This window comes from Corynebacterium glutamicum ATCC 13032, from assembly GCF_000011325.1.
GTDB lineage: Bacteria > Actinomycetota > Actinomycetes > Mycobacteriales > Mycobacteriaceae > Corynebacterium > Corynebacterium glutamicum.
The window spans coordinates 2,913,234-2,929,759 of record NC_003450.3 but is presented as its reverse complement, the minus strand read 5'-3'; the positions used below and the strand labels follow the sequence as shown (position 1 = coordinate 2,929,759).

Here is a 16,526-nt window from a genome sequence, read left to right as displayed (position 1 = left end):
ATGTGGACACCATGAAAGGCGACGGCGATGGATGGGCAGCAGCACCCAATGGCGGGGCAGTATGGGGCAAAAACGGAGCAGCAGGATTGTTGTTGGTAGCAGATAAACAAATGCTCATGCAGCACCGAGCCGCATGGACCAACAACGGCGACACCTGGGCACTCCCTGGAGGCGCACGAGACTCACATGAAACCGCAGCGGAATCAGCCCTGCGTGAAGCATTTGAAGAAACTGGAATCCTGCCCGACGACGTGGAAGTTTTAGATTCAATAGTCACCGCAGGCCCTTTTCCCGCCGATCCAGAACGCCCAGAACTTGCCGGCAACTGGACCTACACCACGGTCATCGCACGAACTAAAACCGGCGAAACCCTAGATACCACCGCTAATGAAGAATCCCTCGAACTACGGTGGGTAGATATCGCAGCGGTTGACTCTTTGGCTTTGATGCCAGCATTCGCCAAAGCGTGGCCCTCTTTAAGAAAGCTACTGAACACAACAGAGTAGGTTTATGCGACACTGGTGCGCATGATCAACGTTGAAGGCCTCACCAAACAATATGGTCAGGTCCGCGCAGTCGATGATCTGAGCTTCGAAGTAAAACCCGGAATAGTCACCGGATTTCTCGGCCCCAACGGCGCCGGAAAATCCACCACGATGCGGCTGATCCTTGGCTTAGATAATCCAACTGCAGGGCATGCCACGATCGAAGGACAACCCTACCGATCGCTCAAAAATCCCCTGACCAAAGTGGGAGCACTGCTTGATGCCAAAGCAACACACCCAAATAGAACAGCAGAAAACCACCTCAAGTGGATCGCCCGTGCAAATGGGCTGTCCACCAAAAGAGTCGATGAAGTTCTCACCCTCGTGGGACTGACTGGTGTTGCGTCAAAGAAGACCGGTGGGTTTTCACTAGGCATGGGCCAACGTCTAGGACTTGCTGCAGCATTGCTCGGCGATCCGGAATACTTAATTCTCGACGAACCCGTCAACGGCCTTGACCCAGAAGGCATTCACTGGGTGCGCACCTTGTTGCAAAACATCGCCAAGCAGGGCAGAACCGTGCTCGTGAGTTCCCACCTGCTGTCCGAGATGGCGCAAACTGCGGAACATTTGATCGTGATTGGGCGTGGCAAGCTGGTCGCCGATATGCCCATGCATGAGTTTGTGCGCTCCCATTCCGCTTCCACAGTTGTGGTGCGCGCAGCAGTACCCGGCGCTTTGGAAAACGCGTTGAAAGAAGCCGGAGTCGCATTCAACACAGCACCAGATGAAAGCGGACGCATGACATATCGCATCGATGGCTCCACCACCGATGACATCGGCCGTTTGGCATTCGAACGAGGAATTGCCTTGTTAGAACTGTCCGAAACCCGAGCATCCCTGGAAGAAGCATTCCTCGAAACCACCGGCGAAGCAGTGCAGTACCAGGCTGGAAGTGTGGACAACAATGATTAATACCATCCGCTCCGAATGGACCAAACTTGTCACCACCAAATCCTTCTGGTGGACAACCGCACTAATTCTGGTCTTCAGCCTGGGATACGCAGCGCTCACCGGATCACTCGCCACCGGCGAAAGCTTTGCATCACTGTTCCTTCTCGCAGGCAGCACAGTCACCGGCCTTTACCTCCTTGGCTTCGTGGTGATCATGATCCAATCCATCATGATGTTCACCACCGAATTTCGATTCGGCTACCAAACCCAAACCTTCCTCGCCACACCAAAACGCTGGGTTGTCGCCGTTTCCAAATGGTTGCTGTACCTCGTGTTCGCCGTAGTGTTGACCTTCATCACCGTGATTCTGTGCTTCTATCTAGCCAAAGCCCTGGCATCAGACACTGCAAGCTCCACCCTGGTGGTGTGGGAAGATACGCAAGCACGACGAATCATGTGGCAATACCCACTGGCAGCAGCACTATTGGTAACTTTCTGTTCCGGAATTGCGCTCCTGCTGCGTCAAACTGCAGGAGCAGTGGCACTGGTGCTTATGTGGCACTTCGCTATCGAAAACCTCCTGTCTTTCTTGCCACGCATCGGCGAATACGTCGGCAAGTATGGTCCCTTCACCAACCTCTACGCATTCATCACCGACTATCAATCAATTGATCCAGGATGGTCCACCACCATGGGAGCGGTGTACTTCGGAGCGTGGGCATTCGTGCTGTTCGCACTCGGAATCGTCGTCCTAGAAAAGAAAGACGCCTAAAATGCCCTCTAAAATATCGCGGCCCTATTACCAAGTAGATGTATTCAGCTCCGAGCCGTTCATGGGAAACCCGCTTGCTGTCATCGCCGATGCTGATGACTTAAGTGCCGAACAAATGGCCCGAATCGCTAGGTGGACAAACCTCTCAGAAACCACATTTCTTTTAAAGCCAACCCAAGAAGGTGCTGACTACCGGGTACGCATTTTCACCCCAACCGGTGAGCTCCCCTTCGCTGGACACCCAACACTCGGAACCGCCCACGTGTTTAGGGAACTGCACGGTGAACAGGGAACCCAGTTGGTTCAGGAATGTGTCGCCGGTTTAGTTGCTGTGCGCGCTATTGACGGGCCAGCAAGTGGATTGGCTTTTCAGGCTCCACCCACACTCAAAGACGGGCCATTGGATGCTTCCGACCTAGACGCAGCTTGTGAGGCTTTAGGAATCAGCCCCGACTTCATTCGAGCCCACCAATGGGTAGACAACGGCCCCGGCTGGGCAGTAGTGGAGCTACCGAGCGCCCAACACGTATTGGATCTGGAACCCGATTTCAGTGCACATCCAACATTGAAACTCGGAGTGATTGGGGCCTATCCCGAAGGGGCTCCCCACGCTTTTGAAGTACGGGCATTCGCTCAAGGAATCGGTGAAGACCCAGTAACAGGAAGCCTCAATGCATCCATTGCGCAGTGGCTACACCGAGATGGTCGCGCCGGCGAAGGTTACTTGGCATCCCAAGGAACCGCCATCGGTCGCGCCGGGGAAATCCACATCAGTATTGAATCTCATGCGATTTGGGTGGGCGGCTCTGTGACCACGATCTTTCAAGGAACAGCAGAGTTTTAAATGAAGAAGTAAATCATCAACACAGCTGAAGGAACCAAGACATAGGCCGTTACAATTGTGGCCAGGGTGATGGAGTAACTGCGGGCAGTGAGGTTCGCAGTTTTCTCGGCCAAGTGAATAATCACATTGGCAAGCTGCGGAATACACAGCACTAGTAATGCGCCGGTGAAGTTCACAATGAGGTGGATCAACGCAGCCTGAATAGCGAACTCACCCTGATCGCTGACAATCGCGAAAGTAGCAAACATTGCGGTCACCGTGGTGCCCACGTTGGCACCCAAAATGACGCCCAGCAATGGCTTTTGCTTAACGACACCAGAGGCAGCCACTGGCTGCATGGAAGCCACGGTCACTGACGAGGCAGTGACCATGAGCGTGAACAAAACTCCAAGAATGAAGCTCCAGAAATTGGAAAGAATCGTCGCCTTGGGGCTGTTCTCTGGATTGATCACCTTGTCCATAATTGAGGTTACGGTCGCTGCCGTAATGGTTCGGATCTGAGAACTCATGGCACGCACCGAAATCAGAATAAGAATGGTGCCCACCACAAGACATACAATCGCCGAAATACTAGGATTGCCGATCGAACCGATAAGACCATTCATACCCAGAAGTTGGGTTGGGGGATCAAAAATCTTGGTCATCACACCACTGGTAGGCAAAGAGCCACCAGTTGTCAGTGTGATCTCCGTTGCGATCGCACCACTAATTGTGCGGAATGGATGAAAGAGCAATTCCACAACAAATAGAACAAGAATGACGAGCACGTTAAACCACACATGCATGGCGGCAACCGTAAAAGCTCGCTTAAACTCCCTGCGTTCACCCACATAAGAAAACGCAACGAGCATCGCGGTGATCGTCGTACCGATATTTGCGCCAAGAATGATCGGAATCGCCACAGGCACCGACACAATGCCCGTACCAACTGCAGTCACCGTCAACGTTGTGGTGGTGGTTGATGATTGCACCAAGGCCGTAGCCAAGATACCGATCAGCACACCAATGAGTGGATCTTTCGCAACTTGGTACATCTGGGTGGTTGAAAAAGTACCAAATCCGTAGACACCGTCCAAGATGAGGTTGATGCCAATGATGATGACCAAAATGGACAACAATACCAAGAGCCAACGCACAAATTTGCCCCAACCAGATAGAAGCACCTGATCGTGGCTCGCTGCAATATTCTTTGGATTAATGGGATGGAAAGTTCCCGGCAGGAATGCTGCGGCAGGACCTTTCCGTTCAGGTATAGGCGGAGGGAGGGCTCGTCGAGGATGTTGAACATATTCAAAACCACTAGACATAAATTCTCCCCACCCCTTTCCTGAATTAAATTGACGTGTCAATTGCCGTAGACGTTAGAACCGATCGTACATTGCATGGGAGTGAACAAACCAATAACAAAATTCCCGATTTGTTCACGTGCCCGATTTAAATCCGTTACTCTTAAAAGTTTTAAGTATTGGTGCTATCTTCCGGTGCTGATGGTACCTGAATGAAAATTTCTAATTAAAAATACCCCCAAATCTTCGATATAGATACACGAGACAGTGATGCAGAAAAAACAACAGCTGAGCACCGCCCTGATTATGGGATTGGCATTATTGTCAGCCAGCTCCGCGCTAGCGACTGATATGTATTTGCCGGCAATGCCTGGTATTGCGGAAGATTTGGGGACAACTGCACCGATGGTGCAGTTAACTCTTTCTTCCTTTATGGCTGGAATGGCGATTGGCCAATTGATCATTGGTCCTTTGTCGGATCAATTGGGAAGGAAAGGCCTGCTCGTTGCAGGTGCGGTGGCTGCGCTGGTCGCTAGTGTGGTGTGCGCGCTGGCGCCGTCGATAAGCGTATTAGTGATCGCACGCCTGGTGCAGGGGCTTGGCGGCGGTGCGTGCGTGGTGATTGCGCGCGCGATCGTGCCAGACCTTGAACGCGGACAAAAGGCTGCGCACGCCTTTGCACTGCTGATGATTATTCAGGGAATTGCTCCCGTGGTAGCTCCGCTCATTGGTGGTGTGCTGGTCGGGCCTTTTGGCTGGCGGGGAATTTTCTGGGCACTTGCACTGGTGAATTTTGCGCAGCTGCTTGTTGCTTTGCTGCAGATTAAGGAGTCGAAGCCAGTTGAAGAGCGTACCGCAGCAGGACTTGGCGGAATGCTGTCCAACTATGTCTTTGTGCTGAAGAATCCTCAATTTTTGGCATATGTATTCACATTGGGGCTGTCTTTTGGGGCGATGTTCTCCTACATTTCGGCGTCGCCGTTCGTGCTGCAGAATCAAATGGGCATTCCGGTACTGCTGTATTCCATTATTTTCGGAGTGAATGCTTTTGGTTTGATTGTGGGCGGAATGGTCAATAGGCGACTTCTGCAGCGGATTCATCCACACCGCATCATGCAAACTGTGCTGGCCAGTTTTACTGTGCTGTGTGCGCTTTTGCTGATTGAAGTGCTGTTTATTAATTGGATACCGCTGTTCCTGTTGCTGCTGTTTCTTATCGTTTCCCATATTCCGATGGTTATGGCTAACGCGACAGCTCTGGGAACTGAAGTGGTGCGAAGCAGGGCGGGATCGGGTTCTGCAATTTTGGGTTTCGTGCAATTCACGATGGGTGCTTTGGTGAGTTCACTGGTCGGATTAGGCTCTGATAAGGCTTTGACTATGGGAATCGCAATGACTGCTTGTGCACTGCTGGCGTGTGGGTGTGCGTACCTGGCAGGTCGAAAAGGTATTCCAGAAATGAAGTAGCTCTAGGTGGCGTTTTAAGGGCTTTGAGGTGCCGGATGGACGCATGGGTGGAAATGGTGATTCGAGGCCCTTAAACGGCAATCTAGGGGTGTGACTTTTGGGGATGATGGGACCATTGGGGATCCTGTCAGTTCCCTGATCAAATTTCCACCACAAACGCGTGGCCCGACCATTAAACCGAACGAATTTTCGCATCAAACTGGCTGCAAGGTGCAAAAATCCACCACAAACGCGTGGCCCGACCAAAGTTTCGAACGGATATTTGCATAATGGCGATGGGTAAGTCGGTCCCTCTAAAAGCCACCTCAAACGCACTCCAAACGCGCCAAACTACTGCAGCGCCGAGGTCAAACGCATGACATTGTCCACGTAGCGGCGCCGCCAACTGCGCTGGTTCCACTTATCCAAGGTGAGCTTGAAACTTACTGTGCGGTAACGGTCGGTGAGGGCGTTGAGTTCGTGGATGAGGTTGCCTTTGGCGATCATCAGGGAGATTTCGTAGTTGAGGCCAAAGCTGCGGATGTCGAGGTTGGAGGATCCGAGGACTCCGAGGGCTTCGTTGCCGGTGGTGTCGTCGGGGTCGGCGATCATGTACTTGGTGTGGAGGACGTCGGGTTTGGGGAATTGGTAGATTTTCACGCCGGCTTCAAGGAGTGCCTGGTAGTAGGAGGATTGGGCGTGGTCGATGGCGAATTGGTCGGCTTGTTCAGAGACGAATAGTTCGACGGTTACTCCGCGGTAGCAGGCTGAGGTGACGGCTTCGAGGAGGGATTCGTCGGGGATGAAGTAGGGGCTGCACAAGATGAGTCGTTCTTTGGCGTGGTGAACGATGGAGTTGAACATGCGCAGGTTGGGTTCTGTGGTGTAACCAGGGCCGGAGGGGATGAGCTGCACGAGGTTGGTGGCGGAGTCTTTTTGAGTGTTGCCGATGTAGCCGTGGGCTTCTGCGTGGTCGCGGATGTCGAGGGCTTCGTTGGATTCGACGTACCAGTCGCCGGCGAAGATCATTTCCATGGAGGAGACGATGGGGCCGGTGAGTTCGACCATGAGGTCTTTCCATTCGCGGCCGAGTTTGATGTTTTTCTTTTGTAGGTAACTCGGGGCGATGAGATTTTGGGAGCCCATGAATGCGGTGTGGCCGTCGATGATGAGCATTTTGCGGTGGTTGCGCAGGTCGGGTCGGCGGAAGCGGCGTCGCCAGGGTTGGAGGGGGAGCATGAGGTACCAGGCGAAGCCCATGCGGTTGAGTTCTTTTTTGAGGCGGTGGTAGCCGGGGTATTTCCAGCTGCCGACGTGGTCGAAAAGGAGTCGGACTTTGACGCCGCGGTTGTGGGCTCGTTCGAGTGCTGCGAAGAATGGTTGGGTGTAGGAATCCCAGGCCATGATGTAGATCTCGACGTAGATGTATTCTTCGGCTTCGTCGATTGCGGCGGTCATCCGTTTGAGGGATTCACGGTAGTCGGAGTAGAAGCCGTTGTTTCCGCCGGTCACTGCTGGCATGCGGGTGAGGCGGCGGTTGAGTTTGATGACAGATTCAACTTCCGCGGAGACATCCATTCCGGTGGGGATGTCGGGGACGTCGTCGTGGACGTCTTCGATGAGGTCGTTGATTTCTTGTTGGATGCGGTGGCGTCGCCGGTTGATGTATGGCGATCCCATAAGCAGGAACAGTGGGAGTCCGACGTAGGGGAGCAGCAAAATTGCCAGGAGCCACGCGGTGGAGGAGCTGGGTCGGCGTCCTTCGGGTACGTAGCCAATGGCGATGATTTTGATGGTGTAGTCGATGATCAAACCAACGGTTTGCCAAGATTCGAGGTTGATCTGAAAGATCATACGCAGTTACACCTTGTAATCAACGATGACTGGTGCGTGGTCAGAGGCGCCGGTTCCGCTGCGTTCTTCAACGTCCACAAAGGTTTCACCCGCGGTTGCAGCAAGGGCCGGGGATGCGAGCTGGAAATCGATGCGCATGCCTTCGCCTTTGAGGAAGCGTGCGCCTTTGTAATCCCAGTAGGTGTAGGTACCAGGTCCGGGGGTGGTTTCTTTGAGTCCGGCTTCGATGAGGCCGTCGAAAGCTGCACGTTCTGGTTCGGTGACGTGGGTTTTTCCTTCGAAGGCTGCGATGTCCCAGACGTCGATGTCTGTGGGCGCGATGTTGAAGTCGCCGAGCAACACCAGTTTTTCCTCGGGGCGGTATTCCAAGGTGTCGATCACGTAGTTGCGCAGGGAGAATAGCCAGCGCAGTTTGTAGTCGTAGTGAGGATCTGCGATTTCGCGGCCGTTGGGAACATAGAGGCTCCACACCTGGACACCACCGCAGCGGGCGCCGATGGCGCGGGCTTCGATGGATTGTTCCTTGGTGATGTCTTTGTTGAATCCCGGTTGGGCAGGGAAGTGGGTTTCCACATTTTCAATGCCAACGCGGGAAATAATGGCGACACCATTCCACTGGTTAAGGCCGAAATGGGCTACCTCATAGCCGATTTCGGTGAAACGCTCGGTGGGAAATTGCTCATCTTTACACTTGGTTTCCTGCACCGCTAATACATCAACATCATGGCGAAGCAAAAAATCGACCATCCGGTCCACACGAGTGCGAGCAGAGTTGACGTTCCAATTAACGATGCGCATGACTTATACCCTAGCTGTTTTGGATTTTAGAATTTCCGTTCGGCGTACCGGTGTCGGTGGTGTTCACTGAACCCGAGCTTTTGATACAGGCCGATACCTGCTTCATTATGGGCGACAACCTGGAGATATGCCTCCTGTGCGTGTTGCTCGGCGCCCCACTCCTGGATGCGCGAGCCGAGCGCGGTGCCCAGCCCCTGACGTCGAAAAGCAGGATCCACCTCGACCGCTGAATAGCCCAAAAATATGCGCTCCTCCGCAGCCGTGATGGTGGCGCGCGTGATCGCGACGGTTTGCCCCGCCGGCGTGGTCAGGCGCCCGAACCCCATGCGGCCCTCGATTTGCGTGCGCAAAAGCTCAAGGGCGTGAGCGGGCAACGCCTGTCCGCGGAAATGGTACATGCCCAGCCACTCCTGGTCAGGCTGCTTATCGACGCTAAATTCTAGGCCACCGGGCAATTCGTGCGACTCCACATGGTCCAAAGATTTCGTCATCACCAAAATCTCCGGGCCCATCACCCATTTCTGGGGATCGGCGTCAATGACTTTCTGCGCAGGCCGACCAATCCGCTCCGGAATGTGCAGCTTCACGGGGAGATCGTGACGTGCATAAAACCGCGAAATATCCTCCATCGGTACCGGCTCAAAACCGACACTTGGGCCGAGTGGCGACGCAGAATTAGAACGCTCCGCAATGCCATCACCGGCACGCAGCAGCCAACCATCATGCCACTCATTGACCAGCCCCGGAAAGGCCTTCGCCGTGGCAACCTCCACCGCACGAATATCCGAATTCCTAATGGTGCGCGGCGACAAAATCTTAATCACCTCAAGCTGATCATCAGGAATGACAATTTCTTCCGCATCAGACGGCATCCCACCAACCGACTGCGGGCGAACCACCAACGGATCCACCCCAATCACATGGCCAATGACATCTGTCCAATGCACATTGGCACCAGGAATCCGGCGACGTGCAACAACACGATCGCCGACGGCAGGTTTCTGGCTGCGGAAACGGGGAAGACTAGGCGTCATGCCCGAAAGGATCCTCATCTTCACCCGGCATCCAGGTCAAACCAGGCTCAGTCCACCCATTGGCCTTAATAGCCTTCTTAGCCATGCGCTTCCACCGACCAATCAACACATCGGTGTACAAGAAACCATCAAGGTGGCCAACCTCATGCTGGAAGCAACGAGCCAAGAAACCCTCAGCCTCAACAGAAACTTCCTCGCCCTTTTCATTCAGTCCAGTAACCTTCGCCCAATGAGCACGGCCAGTGGGGAAGCCCTCGCCAGGAACAGACAGGCAGCCTTCCTCGTCGGAGCCATCATCGGCAGGCATGGTCTCTGGGATTTCAGAGGTTTCCAACACAGGATTGATGAAACAACCCTTGTGCATCACGCCCTCATCATCAGGACAGTCATAAACAAAAATGCGCTTGGACACACCAATCTGGTTGGCCGCAAGACCCACACCATTGGCGACATCCATCGTCTCGTACATATCTGCAATTAGTTCCTGCAGTTCAGAGACATCCTCAGTAACAAGCTGGGTAGGGTTGTGGAGAACAGGATCTCCATGAATAACGATTGGTCGGACAGTCATGGCAACATTCTAAGCATGCTTTCCGCAGATGATTTAACCCTCCTCGAGTTTGAGGCTCACGCACCCCACGCAATCGGGGCTAAAGAGGAAGCCATTCGCGCCACTTTTGGTATCTCACCGGTGCGTTATTACCAACGCCTCAACGTGATCATCGATACCCCCGAAGCCATGAAAGTGAATCCAACTTTGGTGTCCAGGTTACGACGTCGCGCCGGAAAGATAGACTAAGCCACATGACTTCGGACATGCAGAATTCTCCACAGCACTCGGCCACGCCTTCAGAAGAAAAACAAGGCGGACTGCCCATGCGCGGTTTGGCCATGATTTTGATCGCCGTGGCCGTATTGCTCGCAGCGTGGGCACTGTGGTCAATGCAGGGCAAAGACGACACCTCCACCACCAGCGCCGGACAAACCCAGTCCACGGAAACCAACGCGGGAACTATTGCTGAATCTTCTGGCTCTTCGGATTCCGAGCAGGCATCAGCAGAACCTGGAACCTCCGAAGAAACCTCTGCTGAGCAGCCAGCTGCAGATGGCGAAGCCGCTAATGCTGCTGGGGCCGCTGCTGCTGGTGGCGCTAGTTCGGCTAACGGCAACTCCACCCCAGTGAACACTCTGTACGTGCTCAACAACTCCACCGTCCCACAACTTGCAGCACGAGTGGCAGACAGCCTAAGCGGTGACTACCAAAAGGTAGAGTCCGGAAACCTTCCAGACACCATCATTCCGCAGAACACTGTGTACTTCACCGCTGGAAACACCGAAGCTGAAAAGGCTGCACGTGAACTCGCTGACCGCGTCAGTGGCGTAGCAATGGAACGCAGCGATGCACTGCCAACCGAAACAGAAGGCAAAGATGCCCTCGTTTTGGTGCTGGTCCAAGACGTAGCGCTGTAGTTTTCTCGGATTTGTTGGAACTAGTCGTAATTAGTCGGATTTTAAGGAGGCTCACGCCATGGGCATTGAGTTTAAGCGTTCACCGCGACCCACCCTGGGCGTTGAGTGGGAAATTGCACTTGTTGATCCAGAAACACGTGATCTAGCCCCGCGCGCTGCAGAAATACTAGAGATTGTGGCCAAGAACCACCCTGAGGTGCACCTCGAGCGCGAATTCCTCCAAAACACCGTGGAGCTTGTCACCGGAGTGTGCGACACCGTCCCCGAAGCGGTGGCAGAGCTTTCCCACGATCTAGATGCGCTGAAAGAAGCAGCGGATTCTCTCGGGCTTCGGTTGTGGACCTCTGGATCCCACCCATTTTCGGATTTCCGCGAAAACCCAGTATCTGAAAAAGGCTCCTACGACGAGATCATCGCGCGCACCCAATACTGGGGAAACCAGATGTTGATTTGGGGCATTCACGTCCACGTGGGCATCAGCCATGAAGATCGCGTGTGGCCGATCATCAATGCGCTGCTGACAAATTACCCACATCTGTTGGCACTTTCTGCAAGCTCTCCAGCATGGGACGGACTTGATACCGGTTATGCCTCCAACCGGACGATGCTCTACCAACAGCTGCCTACAGCCGGACTGCCATACCAATTCCAAAGCTGGGATGAATGGTGCAGCTACATGGCGGATCAAGATAAATCCGGTGTCATCAACCACACCGGATCCATGCACTTTGATATCCGCCCCGCATCCAAATGGGGAACCATCGAAGTCCGCGTGGCCGATTCTACCTCCAACCTGCGGGAACTGTCTGCCATCGTGGCGTTGACCCACTGTCTCGTGGTGCACTACGACCGCATGATCGACGCTGGCGAAGAGCTTCCCTCCCTGCAACAATGGCACGTTTCGGAAAATAAATGGCGCGCGGCTAGGTATGGTCTGGATGCCGAAATCATCATTTCCAGAGACACCGATGAAGCGATGGTTCAAGACGAACTCCGCCGACTAGTAGCGCAATTGATGCCTCTAGCCAACGAACTCGGCTGCGCTCGTGAGCTTGAACTTGTGTTGGAAATCCTGGAACGTGGTGGTGGATACGAACGCCAACGCAGAGTGTTTAAAGAAACTGGCAGTTGGAAAGCTGCAGTTGATTTAGCCTGCGACGAACTCAACGACCTCAAAGCACTGGACTAAATAGCTATGGTGGAATCCCAACACATCATTTTCATCCCGGAATCCCAACAAACACCCGACGAGTTTACCGAGGTAGTCAACGAGATTCCCGCCGGAATCAAACCACGGATCGTACCGTGGAGCGGTAGTGTTTCCGCAGGTGTGCAGGCTGTGGAATCCATCCTCGACCGTGAAGAAATCCGGCGCGTCATCCTGGTCGGCGCTGGAACCGGAGCTGGAGTGGCGTTGGAAATTGCCAAGAACCAACCCCGCCGCGTGGAACGCCTCGTGCTGGATTCACCGTTGGTGACCTTTGATGAGAAACAACTCAAAGGCATGAGCACCGCACTGAAAATGATGCCAGGATTCTTCTTCCGAAAGAAGAACAAGAAAGACCTCCTGCAGCAGGTAGAAGAAGCCCGTACTGCAGTTCCGATGGGATTTTCCGAGATTACCATGCCGACGTTAATCATCCGAGGCTCCGCTGCGAAGGCTGGAATTGATTCTGACTTGGAAAAACAAATCCCGAGCGCTCGGGCTACCACCATTATTGGTGCCAATTGGCTGACTTACACAACGCATGGACGCCAAACTGGTGCTGCGATTGCGGAATTCCTCGCCCAATAGAAGGGCACGCCTAAACGCCAATTTAAGGCCCTAATATTCTCGAATGGGTGTTTGTGTGGATGCGGGTGTAAAAGTCCTTCAAATCGCATTCTGGGATGGTGTAATTTTTGGGCTTTAAGCTGGAATTCTGGCTAACTTTTGGAAAACCAGACAGGCGTGCCACAAATCCTGGAAATCCGTAGGTTTTGGCACGTGTGTCCGGTTATGAGAGCTTGAAACCAGACACATGTGCCAAGATGTGCTGAAAATTCGACATTTTAGCACGCCTGTCCGGTTCTGCGGAGTCGCCCTTGCACATCGGCCTACTCGGGGCATACCCAGGCCACAATAAACCCGAAAACCACCCTGAAATAACAAAAATCAGCGCCCAGGAGAGTCCCAAACAGCTCCCGGGCGCTGATTCTCTCTAAAACCTCCAGAAAGCCTTCAGAAAACTCAAGACTTCTTCGGCTTCAACTCCGCAGGAGCCTGGTTATCCGACATATCGTCCTTTGCACCGTAGAGTCCTTCACGCCTGGACACACGGCCGACACGCTGCGCGGTCACTGGGCTGGTGAGCAGTGCAAACAGTACGAGGAGAACAAGGACTCCGAGGTCACTGCGTTGTGATTGATCGAAGTGTTCGTGGCCTAAGATGCGGATGATTGCGCCTACAACGGTGAGGATAAGGCCGGTTGTTTGGGGTTTGGTCATGGCGTGGACTCTGGACATGGTGTCTTTGAATCGTATGAGGCCGATGGATGCGGAGAATGACAAGAATGCGCCGCTGAGAATGAACACCAGAGACACGATGTCGGTGAATAGTTGCAGGGTCATTTAGGCACCATCCCTCTTGCGGAAGCGGGCTACGGATACAGAGCTGATGAATCCTAAGAGTGCGATGACCATCATGAAGTTGGTGACGGTGGTGTCGAGTGTCCAGCAGATGTAGGTGGCCATGGAGCATTGAATCATGGAGACGGTTCCGTCCAGGCCGAGTAGGCGATCGATGGAGTTGGGCCCGACGATGATGCGGTAGATGGTGAAGATGAACGACAGCATGAAAAAGGCAGCTGCGATTGTGAGGCCTGCTGTGTAGAGGGTGTTGTCCATCGCTTAGCTCCTTTCAAAGGTGTGGATCAGGGTGGCTTCTAGGTCTGCGACGTTTTGGATCTCGCGGCGGAGGTCTTCTTCGTCGTCGGCGTCGAGTACGTGGATGGTCCACATTCTGTTGGCGATGTCGATGTCTGTGACGGTTCCGCCGGGCTGCAAGTTGTAGAGCATTGTGGCGAATGACAAAACTAGGTCGTTTTGAACGCGCATGGGTACTTGCACAATGGCGGTGCGCGGTGGGTCGGCTGGGCGTAGTGCGAGCCAAGCAACTTTGACTGATGCCACGGCGAGGTCTTTGAACCAGTTGAGGATCAGCAGGATGAGTGATCCCCAGCGGATGGAGATGTTCTCAATCGGCATGGCTGGAAGTGGGAGGAACAGCACGATTGCGCTAGCTACGAGGAAACCGCCGACGAAGTTTGCCCAGGTGAATTCTGCCATGAGCATGACCCACATCAGGGTGAGGCCGATGATGAAGACGGGGCGGAAGCGTCGTTTGAATCCACTGATCATGGTTGGTCCTCCGTTCCATTGGTGTCGACGCGGTGGTTGATGTCATCGCGGTTGGCGTCGTAACGCTCCATCTCGAGTGTGCGTGATGGGTCGAGGTAGTTGGGGCCGAGTACTGCGGCGCGGTAGATGTTGACATCTTGTGCGGATTCGGCGGCGCGTCCAGTAATAGATGACAGTGGTCCTGCGAGCACGGATACAGCAAGGGATGCGGAAACCAACAGGGCAGTGGAGAAGACCATGCCCCAAGGCATCCGTCCGACATCGTTGCGGTCTTTAACGGCGACTTCGTCTTGGATATCTACCAAAGGTGCGGGTCTTGCTAGTGCGGTTGCTCCATCGGGGGCGTCTTTACGGTCGCGCCAGAAGGCCTTGGACCAGACCAGAACCATGGTGTACAAGGTGAGCAGTGAGGTGACAACGGCGCCTGCGATAAGGACCCATGCCAGCCAACTGCCATCTTCGGCGCCGGCTTCGATGAGCATGATCTTGCCCAGGAAGCCGGAGAACGGTGGGATACCACCCAGGTTGATGGCGGGGATGAAGTACAAAATCGCAAGAAGTGGGGAGATATATGCCAGGGATCCAAGGCGTCGCAGCGAGGAGGATCCGGCTTGGCGTTCCACCAGACCGACCACCAGGAACAGGGAAGTCTGAACCAGAATGTGGTGGATTGCGTAGAAGATCGCACCAGACAAACCCTGTGCAGATCCAAGGGCTACGCCGAAGATCATGTAGCCGATGTGGCTGACCAGAGTAAATGACAACAAACGTTTGATATCGTTTTGCGCCATCGCGCCCAAAATACCAATGAGCATGGTGGCGAGTGCCACCCACATCAGCATGGTGTCAAGGGATCCATCGGTGAAAATAATCGAGCGTGCTCGAATGATGGAATACACACCCACCTTGGTCAACAGACCTGCGAACACCGCGGTGACCAGCGATGGCGCGGTGGGGTAGGAGTCCGGCAGCCAGGAATCTAGGGGGAACACGGCAGCTTTAATACCGAATGCCACGAGCAACACTGCGAAGATCGCGGAGCGAGTTCCAGACGGAACATCTTCCATGCGTAGGCCAACGTGAGCCATGTTCAACGTGCCCACTGAGGCGTAAACCATTGCGAGTCCAAACAGGAACACCATCGATGACGCCATGGACACCATCACGTAACCCACGCCGGAACGTACACGTGCCGGCGATGCACCCAAGGTGAGCAGCACGTATGACGCCACCAGCAGCACTTCGAAACCAACGTAGAGGTTAAACAGGTCGCCAGCGAGGAACGCCAGGTTCACGCCCATCGAGAGCAGCAGGTAAGTAGGCAGGAACACTGCAACAGGTTCGTCCTTGCCGCCGTCGCGAATACCCTGGCTGATCGCGTACCACATGACAGAAAACAGCACGATGGAACTCACCGTCAGCATGGAAACAGACAGTCGGTCGGCCACCAGGGTGATTCCGATCGGGGCATCCCAGCCACCCAACTGCAAAGTCTGAATGCCTTCGCGATCCACCACGTACAGCATGGTGGCGTTAAGACCAATGAGGAACGCCAAAACAGACAAAGTAATGGTGCGCTGCGCTGTCAGATATTTCGACAAAATCAATGCCAGCGCCGCCGCAACCGCAGGCAAAATGATGGGCAGCGGGACCATATAAGGGATCAACGGGACGAGAGTTTCGTACAAACTAGTCATCCTTATCTCCCTTCAGTGGTGCTTCGAAGGATTCTGGGCCGAAATCGTCGCCGTCTGAGGTCATGCGACCAGTTTCTGGGTCGTCAGATGCATCGTGGTCAGGTGCAGCAGACGCAAAACTGGGGCGGACGGTGATTGCAACGTCCTCGGTGTCATCTTCAATGAAGTCCTCGGTGCGGTAACGGTATTGACGGTAGGCAAGCGACAGCATGAACGCGGTCAGCGCCATCGAGATCACGATGGCGGTCAGGATCATGGCTTGGGCTAGCGGATCAGCGGTTTTGTCGCCGTAGATTTCGCTTTCACGCCCCAGAATCGGTGGCGATCCAGCGGAACCTCCAGCGACCAAAATCAGCAGGTTGGCTCCGTTGCCGATCAGCATGAGACCCATGATCATTTTGGTCATCGCGCGATCAAGCAGCAGATACACACCCGCAGAAATGAGAGTTCCAGCAGCTAGGAGCAGGAAAAGGTTGGCTACCATGT

General features: G+C 54.1%; 19 protein-coding genes. 9 read left to right on the top strand and 10 right to left on the bottom strand.

Translation table 11 applies throughout. The features are described from left to right. Nucleotides 1-11 precede the first annotated feature (11 nt). From CGL_RS13700 to CGL_RS13685, 4 genes are read left to right on the top strand one after another with little or no spacing between them, the layout of a single operon-like run. Entirely contained in the window at nt 12-506 is a 495-nt protein-coding gene (locus tag CGL_RS13700) for an NUDIX domain-containing protein (RefSeq protein WP_011266001.1), read from the top strand. A gap of 21 nt (nt 507-527) precedes the next feature. Then, nucleotides 528-1,460: an ABC transporter ATP-binding protein gene (locus CGL_RS13695; RefSeq protein WP_011015345.1), complete on the top strand. Its 933-nt coding sequence runs from the start codon at nt 528-530 to the stop codon at nt 1,458-1,460. Further along, entirely contained in the window at nt 1,453-2,211 is a 759-nt protein-coding gene (locus tag CGL_RS13690; RefSeq protein WP_003853677.1) for a multidrug ABC transporter permease, read from the top strand. The genes CGL_RS13695 and CGL_RS13690 overlap by 8 nt, the downstream gene beginning before the upstream one ends. A gap of 1 nt (nt 2,212) precedes the next feature. After that, on the top strand, nt 2,213-3,055 hold the full coding sequence (locus CGL_RS13685; protein WP_011015343.1) for a PhzF family phenazine biosynthesis protein: 843 nt from the start codon (nt 2,213-2,215) through the stop codon (nt 3,053-3,055). Here the strand turns inward: CGL_RS13685 and CGL_RS13680 are convergent. Beyond that, nucleotides 3,052-4,191 carry a Na/Pi cotransporter family protein gene (locus CGL_RS13680; RefSeq protein WP_172820770.1) on the bottom strand — a complete coding sequence of 380 codons (1,140 nt, stop codon included), beginning with the start codon at nt 4,189-4,191 and terminating at the stop codon, nt 3,052-3,054. The two genes, CGL_RS13685 and CGL_RS13680, sit on opposite strands and share 4 nt — an antisense overlap. Nucleotides 4,192-4,611: 420 nt before the next feature. On the opposite strand from CGL_RS13680, the gene CGL_RS13675 reads away from it, so the two are divergent. After that, on the top strand, nt 4,612-5,808 hold the full coding sequence (locus tag CGL_RS13675; RefSeq protein ID WP_003862889.1) for a multidrug effflux MFS transporter: 1,197 nt from the start codon (nt 4,612-4,614) through the stop codon (nt 5,806-5,808). Nucleotides 5,809-6,138: 330 nt separating this feature from the next. Here the strand turns inward: CGL_RS13675 and CGL_RS13670 are convergent, their stop codons facing one another. From CGL_RS13670 to CGL_RS13655, 4 genes are read right to left on the bottom strand one after another with little or no spacing between them, the layout of a single operon-like run. Beyond that, on the bottom strand, nt 6,139-7,641 hold the full coding sequence (locus tag CGL_RS13670; protein ID WP_003853689.1) for a phospholipase D-like domain-containing protein: 1,503 nt from the start codon (nt 7,639-7,641) through the stop codon (nt 6,139-6,141). A 6-nt stretch (nt 7,642-7,647) separates the two neighbouring features. Beyond that, nucleotides 7,648-8,439, bottom strand: a complete 792-nt coding sequence (locus CGL_RS13665; protein WP_003853692.1) for an exodeoxyribonuclease III — start codon at nt 8,437-8,439, stop codon at nt 7,648-7,650. Nucleotides 8,440-8,465: 26 nt separating this feature from the next. Next, a complete protein-coding gene (locus tag CGL_RS13660; protein ID WP_011015341.1) occupies nt 8,466-9,473 on the bottom strand; it encodes an N-acetylglutamate synthase, CG3035 family in 1,008 nt (335 codons plus the stop codon). Continuing rightward, entirely contained in the window at nt 9,463-10,044 is a 582-nt protein-coding gene (locus CGL_RS13655) for a peptide deformylase (protein WP_003862894.1), read from the bottom strand. The genes CGL_RS13660 and CGL_RS13655 overlap by 11 nt, the downstream gene beginning before the upstream one ends. Before the next feature lie 15 nt (nt 10,045-10,059). Here CGL_RS13655 and CGL_RS13650 point away from each other — a divergent pair, with 15 nt between their 5' ends. Genes CGL_RS13650 through CGL_RS13635 form a run of 4 tightly spaced genes read left to right on the top strand, consistent with a single transcriptional unit; the run spans nt 10,060 to nt 12,738 of the window. Then, nucleotides 10,060-10,272: a DUF3263 domain-containing protein gene (locus CGL_RS13650; RefSeq protein WP_003853699.1), complete on the top strand. Its 213-nt coding sequence runs from the start codon at nt 10,060-10,062 to the stop codon at nt 10,270-10,272. A 5-nt stretch (nt 10,273-10,277) separates the two neighbouring features. Continuing rightward, nucleotides 10,278-10,943: a LytR C-terminal domain-containing protein gene (locus tag CGL_RS13645; protein ID WP_011015340.1), complete on the top strand. Its 666-nt coding sequence runs from the start codon at nt 10,278-10,280 to the stop codon at nt 10,941-10,943. A 58-nt stretch (nt 10,944-11,001) separates the two neighbouring features. Beyond that, complete coding sequence (locus CGL_RS13640) at nt 11,002-12,132, top strand: glutamate--cysteine ligase (protein ID WP_003853704.1); 1,131 nt, start codon at nt 11,002-11,004, stop codon at nt 12,130-12,132. A gap of 6 nt (nt 12,133-12,138) precedes the next feature. Next, entirely contained in the window at nt 12,139-12,738 is a 600-nt protein-coding gene (locus tag CGL_RS13635) for an alpha/beta fold hydrolase (RefSeq protein WP_003853708.1), read from the top strand. A 435-nt stretch (nt 12,739-13,173) separates the two neighbouring features. On the opposite strand, the gene mnhG is transcribed toward CGL_RS13635, so the two are convergent. From mnhG to CGL_RS13610, 5 genes are read right to left on the bottom strand one after another with little or no spacing between them, the layout of a single operon-like run. Further along, on the bottom strand, nt 13,174-13,554 hold the full coding sequence (mnhG, locus tag CGL_RS13630) for a monovalent cation/H(+) antiporter subunit G (RefSeq protein WP_003853711.1): 381 nt from the start codon (nt 13,552-13,554) through the stop codon (nt 13,174-13,176). Then, nucleotides 13,555-13,830, bottom strand: coding sequence for a monovalent cation/H+ antiporter complex subunit F (locus tag CGL_RS13625; protein WP_003862899.1), 276 nt, complete (start codon nt 13,828-13,830; stop codon nt 13,555-13,557). A gap of 3 nt (nt 13,831-13,833) precedes the next feature. Beyond that, nucleotides 13,834-14,343, bottom strand: a complete 510-nt coding sequence (locus tag CGL_RS13620; RefSeq protein WP_011015339.1) for a Na+/H+ antiporter subunit E — start codon at nt 14,341-14,343, stop codon at nt 13,834-13,836. Further along, nucleotides 14,340-16,040, bottom strand: coding sequence for a Na+/H+ antiporter subunit D (locus CGL_RS13615; protein WP_011265998.1), 1,701 nt, complete (start codon nt 16,038-16,040; stop codon nt 14,340-14,342). Before CGL_RS13615 ends, CGL_RS13620 begins: the two co-directional genes overlap by 4 nt. Continuing rightward, nucleotides 16,033-16,524, bottom strand: coding sequence for a Na(+)/H(+) antiporter subunit C (locus CGL_RS13610; RefSeq protein ID WP_003853720.1), 492 nt, complete (start codon nt 16,522-16,524; stop codon nt 16,033-16,035). Before CGL_RS13610 ends, CGL_RS13615 begins: the two co-directional genes overlap by 8 nt. Nucleotides 16,525-16,526 lie beyond the last annotated feature (2 nt).

Excerpts from the sequence above, each read along its gene's own strand:
- CGL_RS13700 (WP_011266001.1), top strand. The coding sequence starts at position 12 with ATGAAAGGCGACGGCGATGGATGGGCAGCAGCACCCAATGGCGGGGCA.
- CGL_RS13695 (WP_011015345.1), top strand. The coding sequence starts at position 528 with ATGATCAACGTTGAAGGCCTCACCAAACAATATGGTCAGGTCCGCGCA.
- CGL_RS13690 (WP_003853677.1), top strand. The coding sequence starts at position 1,453 with ATGATTAATACCATCCGCTCCGAATGGACCAAACTTGTCACCACCAAA.
- CGL_RS13685 (WP_011015343.1), top strand. The coding sequence starts at position 2,213 with ATGCCCTCTAAAATATCGCGGCCCTATTACCAAGTAGATGTATTCAGC.
- CGL_RS13675 (WP_003862889.1), top strand. The coding sequence starts at position 4,612 with ATGCAGAAAAAACAACAGCTGAGCACCGCCCTGATTATGGGATTGGCA.
- CGL_RS13670 (WP_003853689.1), bottom strand. The coding sequence starts at position 7,641 with ATGATCTTTCAGATCAACCTCGAATCTTGGCAAACCGTTGGTTTGATC.
- CGL_RS13665 (WP_003853692.1), bottom strand. The coding sequence starts at position 8,439 with ATGCGCATCGTTAATTGGAACGTCAACTCTGCTCGCACTCGTGTGGAC.
- CGL_RS13660 (WP_011015341.1), bottom strand. The coding sequence starts at position 9,473 with ATGACGCCTAGTCTTCCCCGTTTCCGCAGCCAGAAACCTGCCGTCGGC.
- CGL_RS13655 (WP_003862894.1), bottom strand. The coding sequence starts at position 10,044 with ATGACTGTCCGACCAATCGTTATTCATGGAGATCCTGTTCTCCACAAC.
- CGL_RS13650 (WP_003853699.1), top strand. The coding sequence starts at position 10,060 with ATGCTTTCCGCAGATGATTTAACCCTCCTCGAGTTTGAGGCTCACGCA.
- CGL_RS13645 (WP_011015340.1), top strand. The coding sequence starts at position 10,278 with ATGACTTCGGACATGCAGAATTCTCCACAGCACTCGGCCACGCCTTCA.
- CGL_RS13640 (WP_003853704.1), top strand. The coding sequence starts at position 11,002 with ATGGGCATTGAGTTTAAGCGTTCACCGCGACCCACCCTGGGCGTTGAG.
- CGL_RS13635 (WP_003853708.1), top strand. The coding sequence starts at position 12,139 with ATGGTGGAATCCCAACACATCATTTTCATCCCGGAATCCCAACAAACA.
- mnhG (WP_003853711.1), bottom strand. The coding sequence starts at position 13,554 with ATGACCCTGCAACTATTCACCGACATCGTGTCTCTGGTGTTCATTCTC.
- CGL_RS13625 (WP_003862899.1), bottom strand. The coding sequence starts at position 13,830 with ATGGACAACACCCTCTACACAGCAGGCCTCACAATCGCAGCTGCCTTT.
- CGL_RS13620 (WP_011015339.1), bottom strand. The coding sequence starts at position 14,343 with ATGATCAGTGGATTCAAACGACGCTTCCGCCCCGTCTTCATCATCGGC.
- CGL_RS13615 (WP_011265998.1), bottom strand. The coding sequence starts at position 16,040 with ATGACTAGTTTGTACGAAACTCTCGTCCCGTTGATCCCTTATATGGTC.
- CGL_RS13610 (WP_003853720.1), bottom strand. The coding sequence starts at position 16,524 with ATGGTAGCCAACCTTTTCCTGCTCCTAGCTGCTGGAACTCTCATTTCT.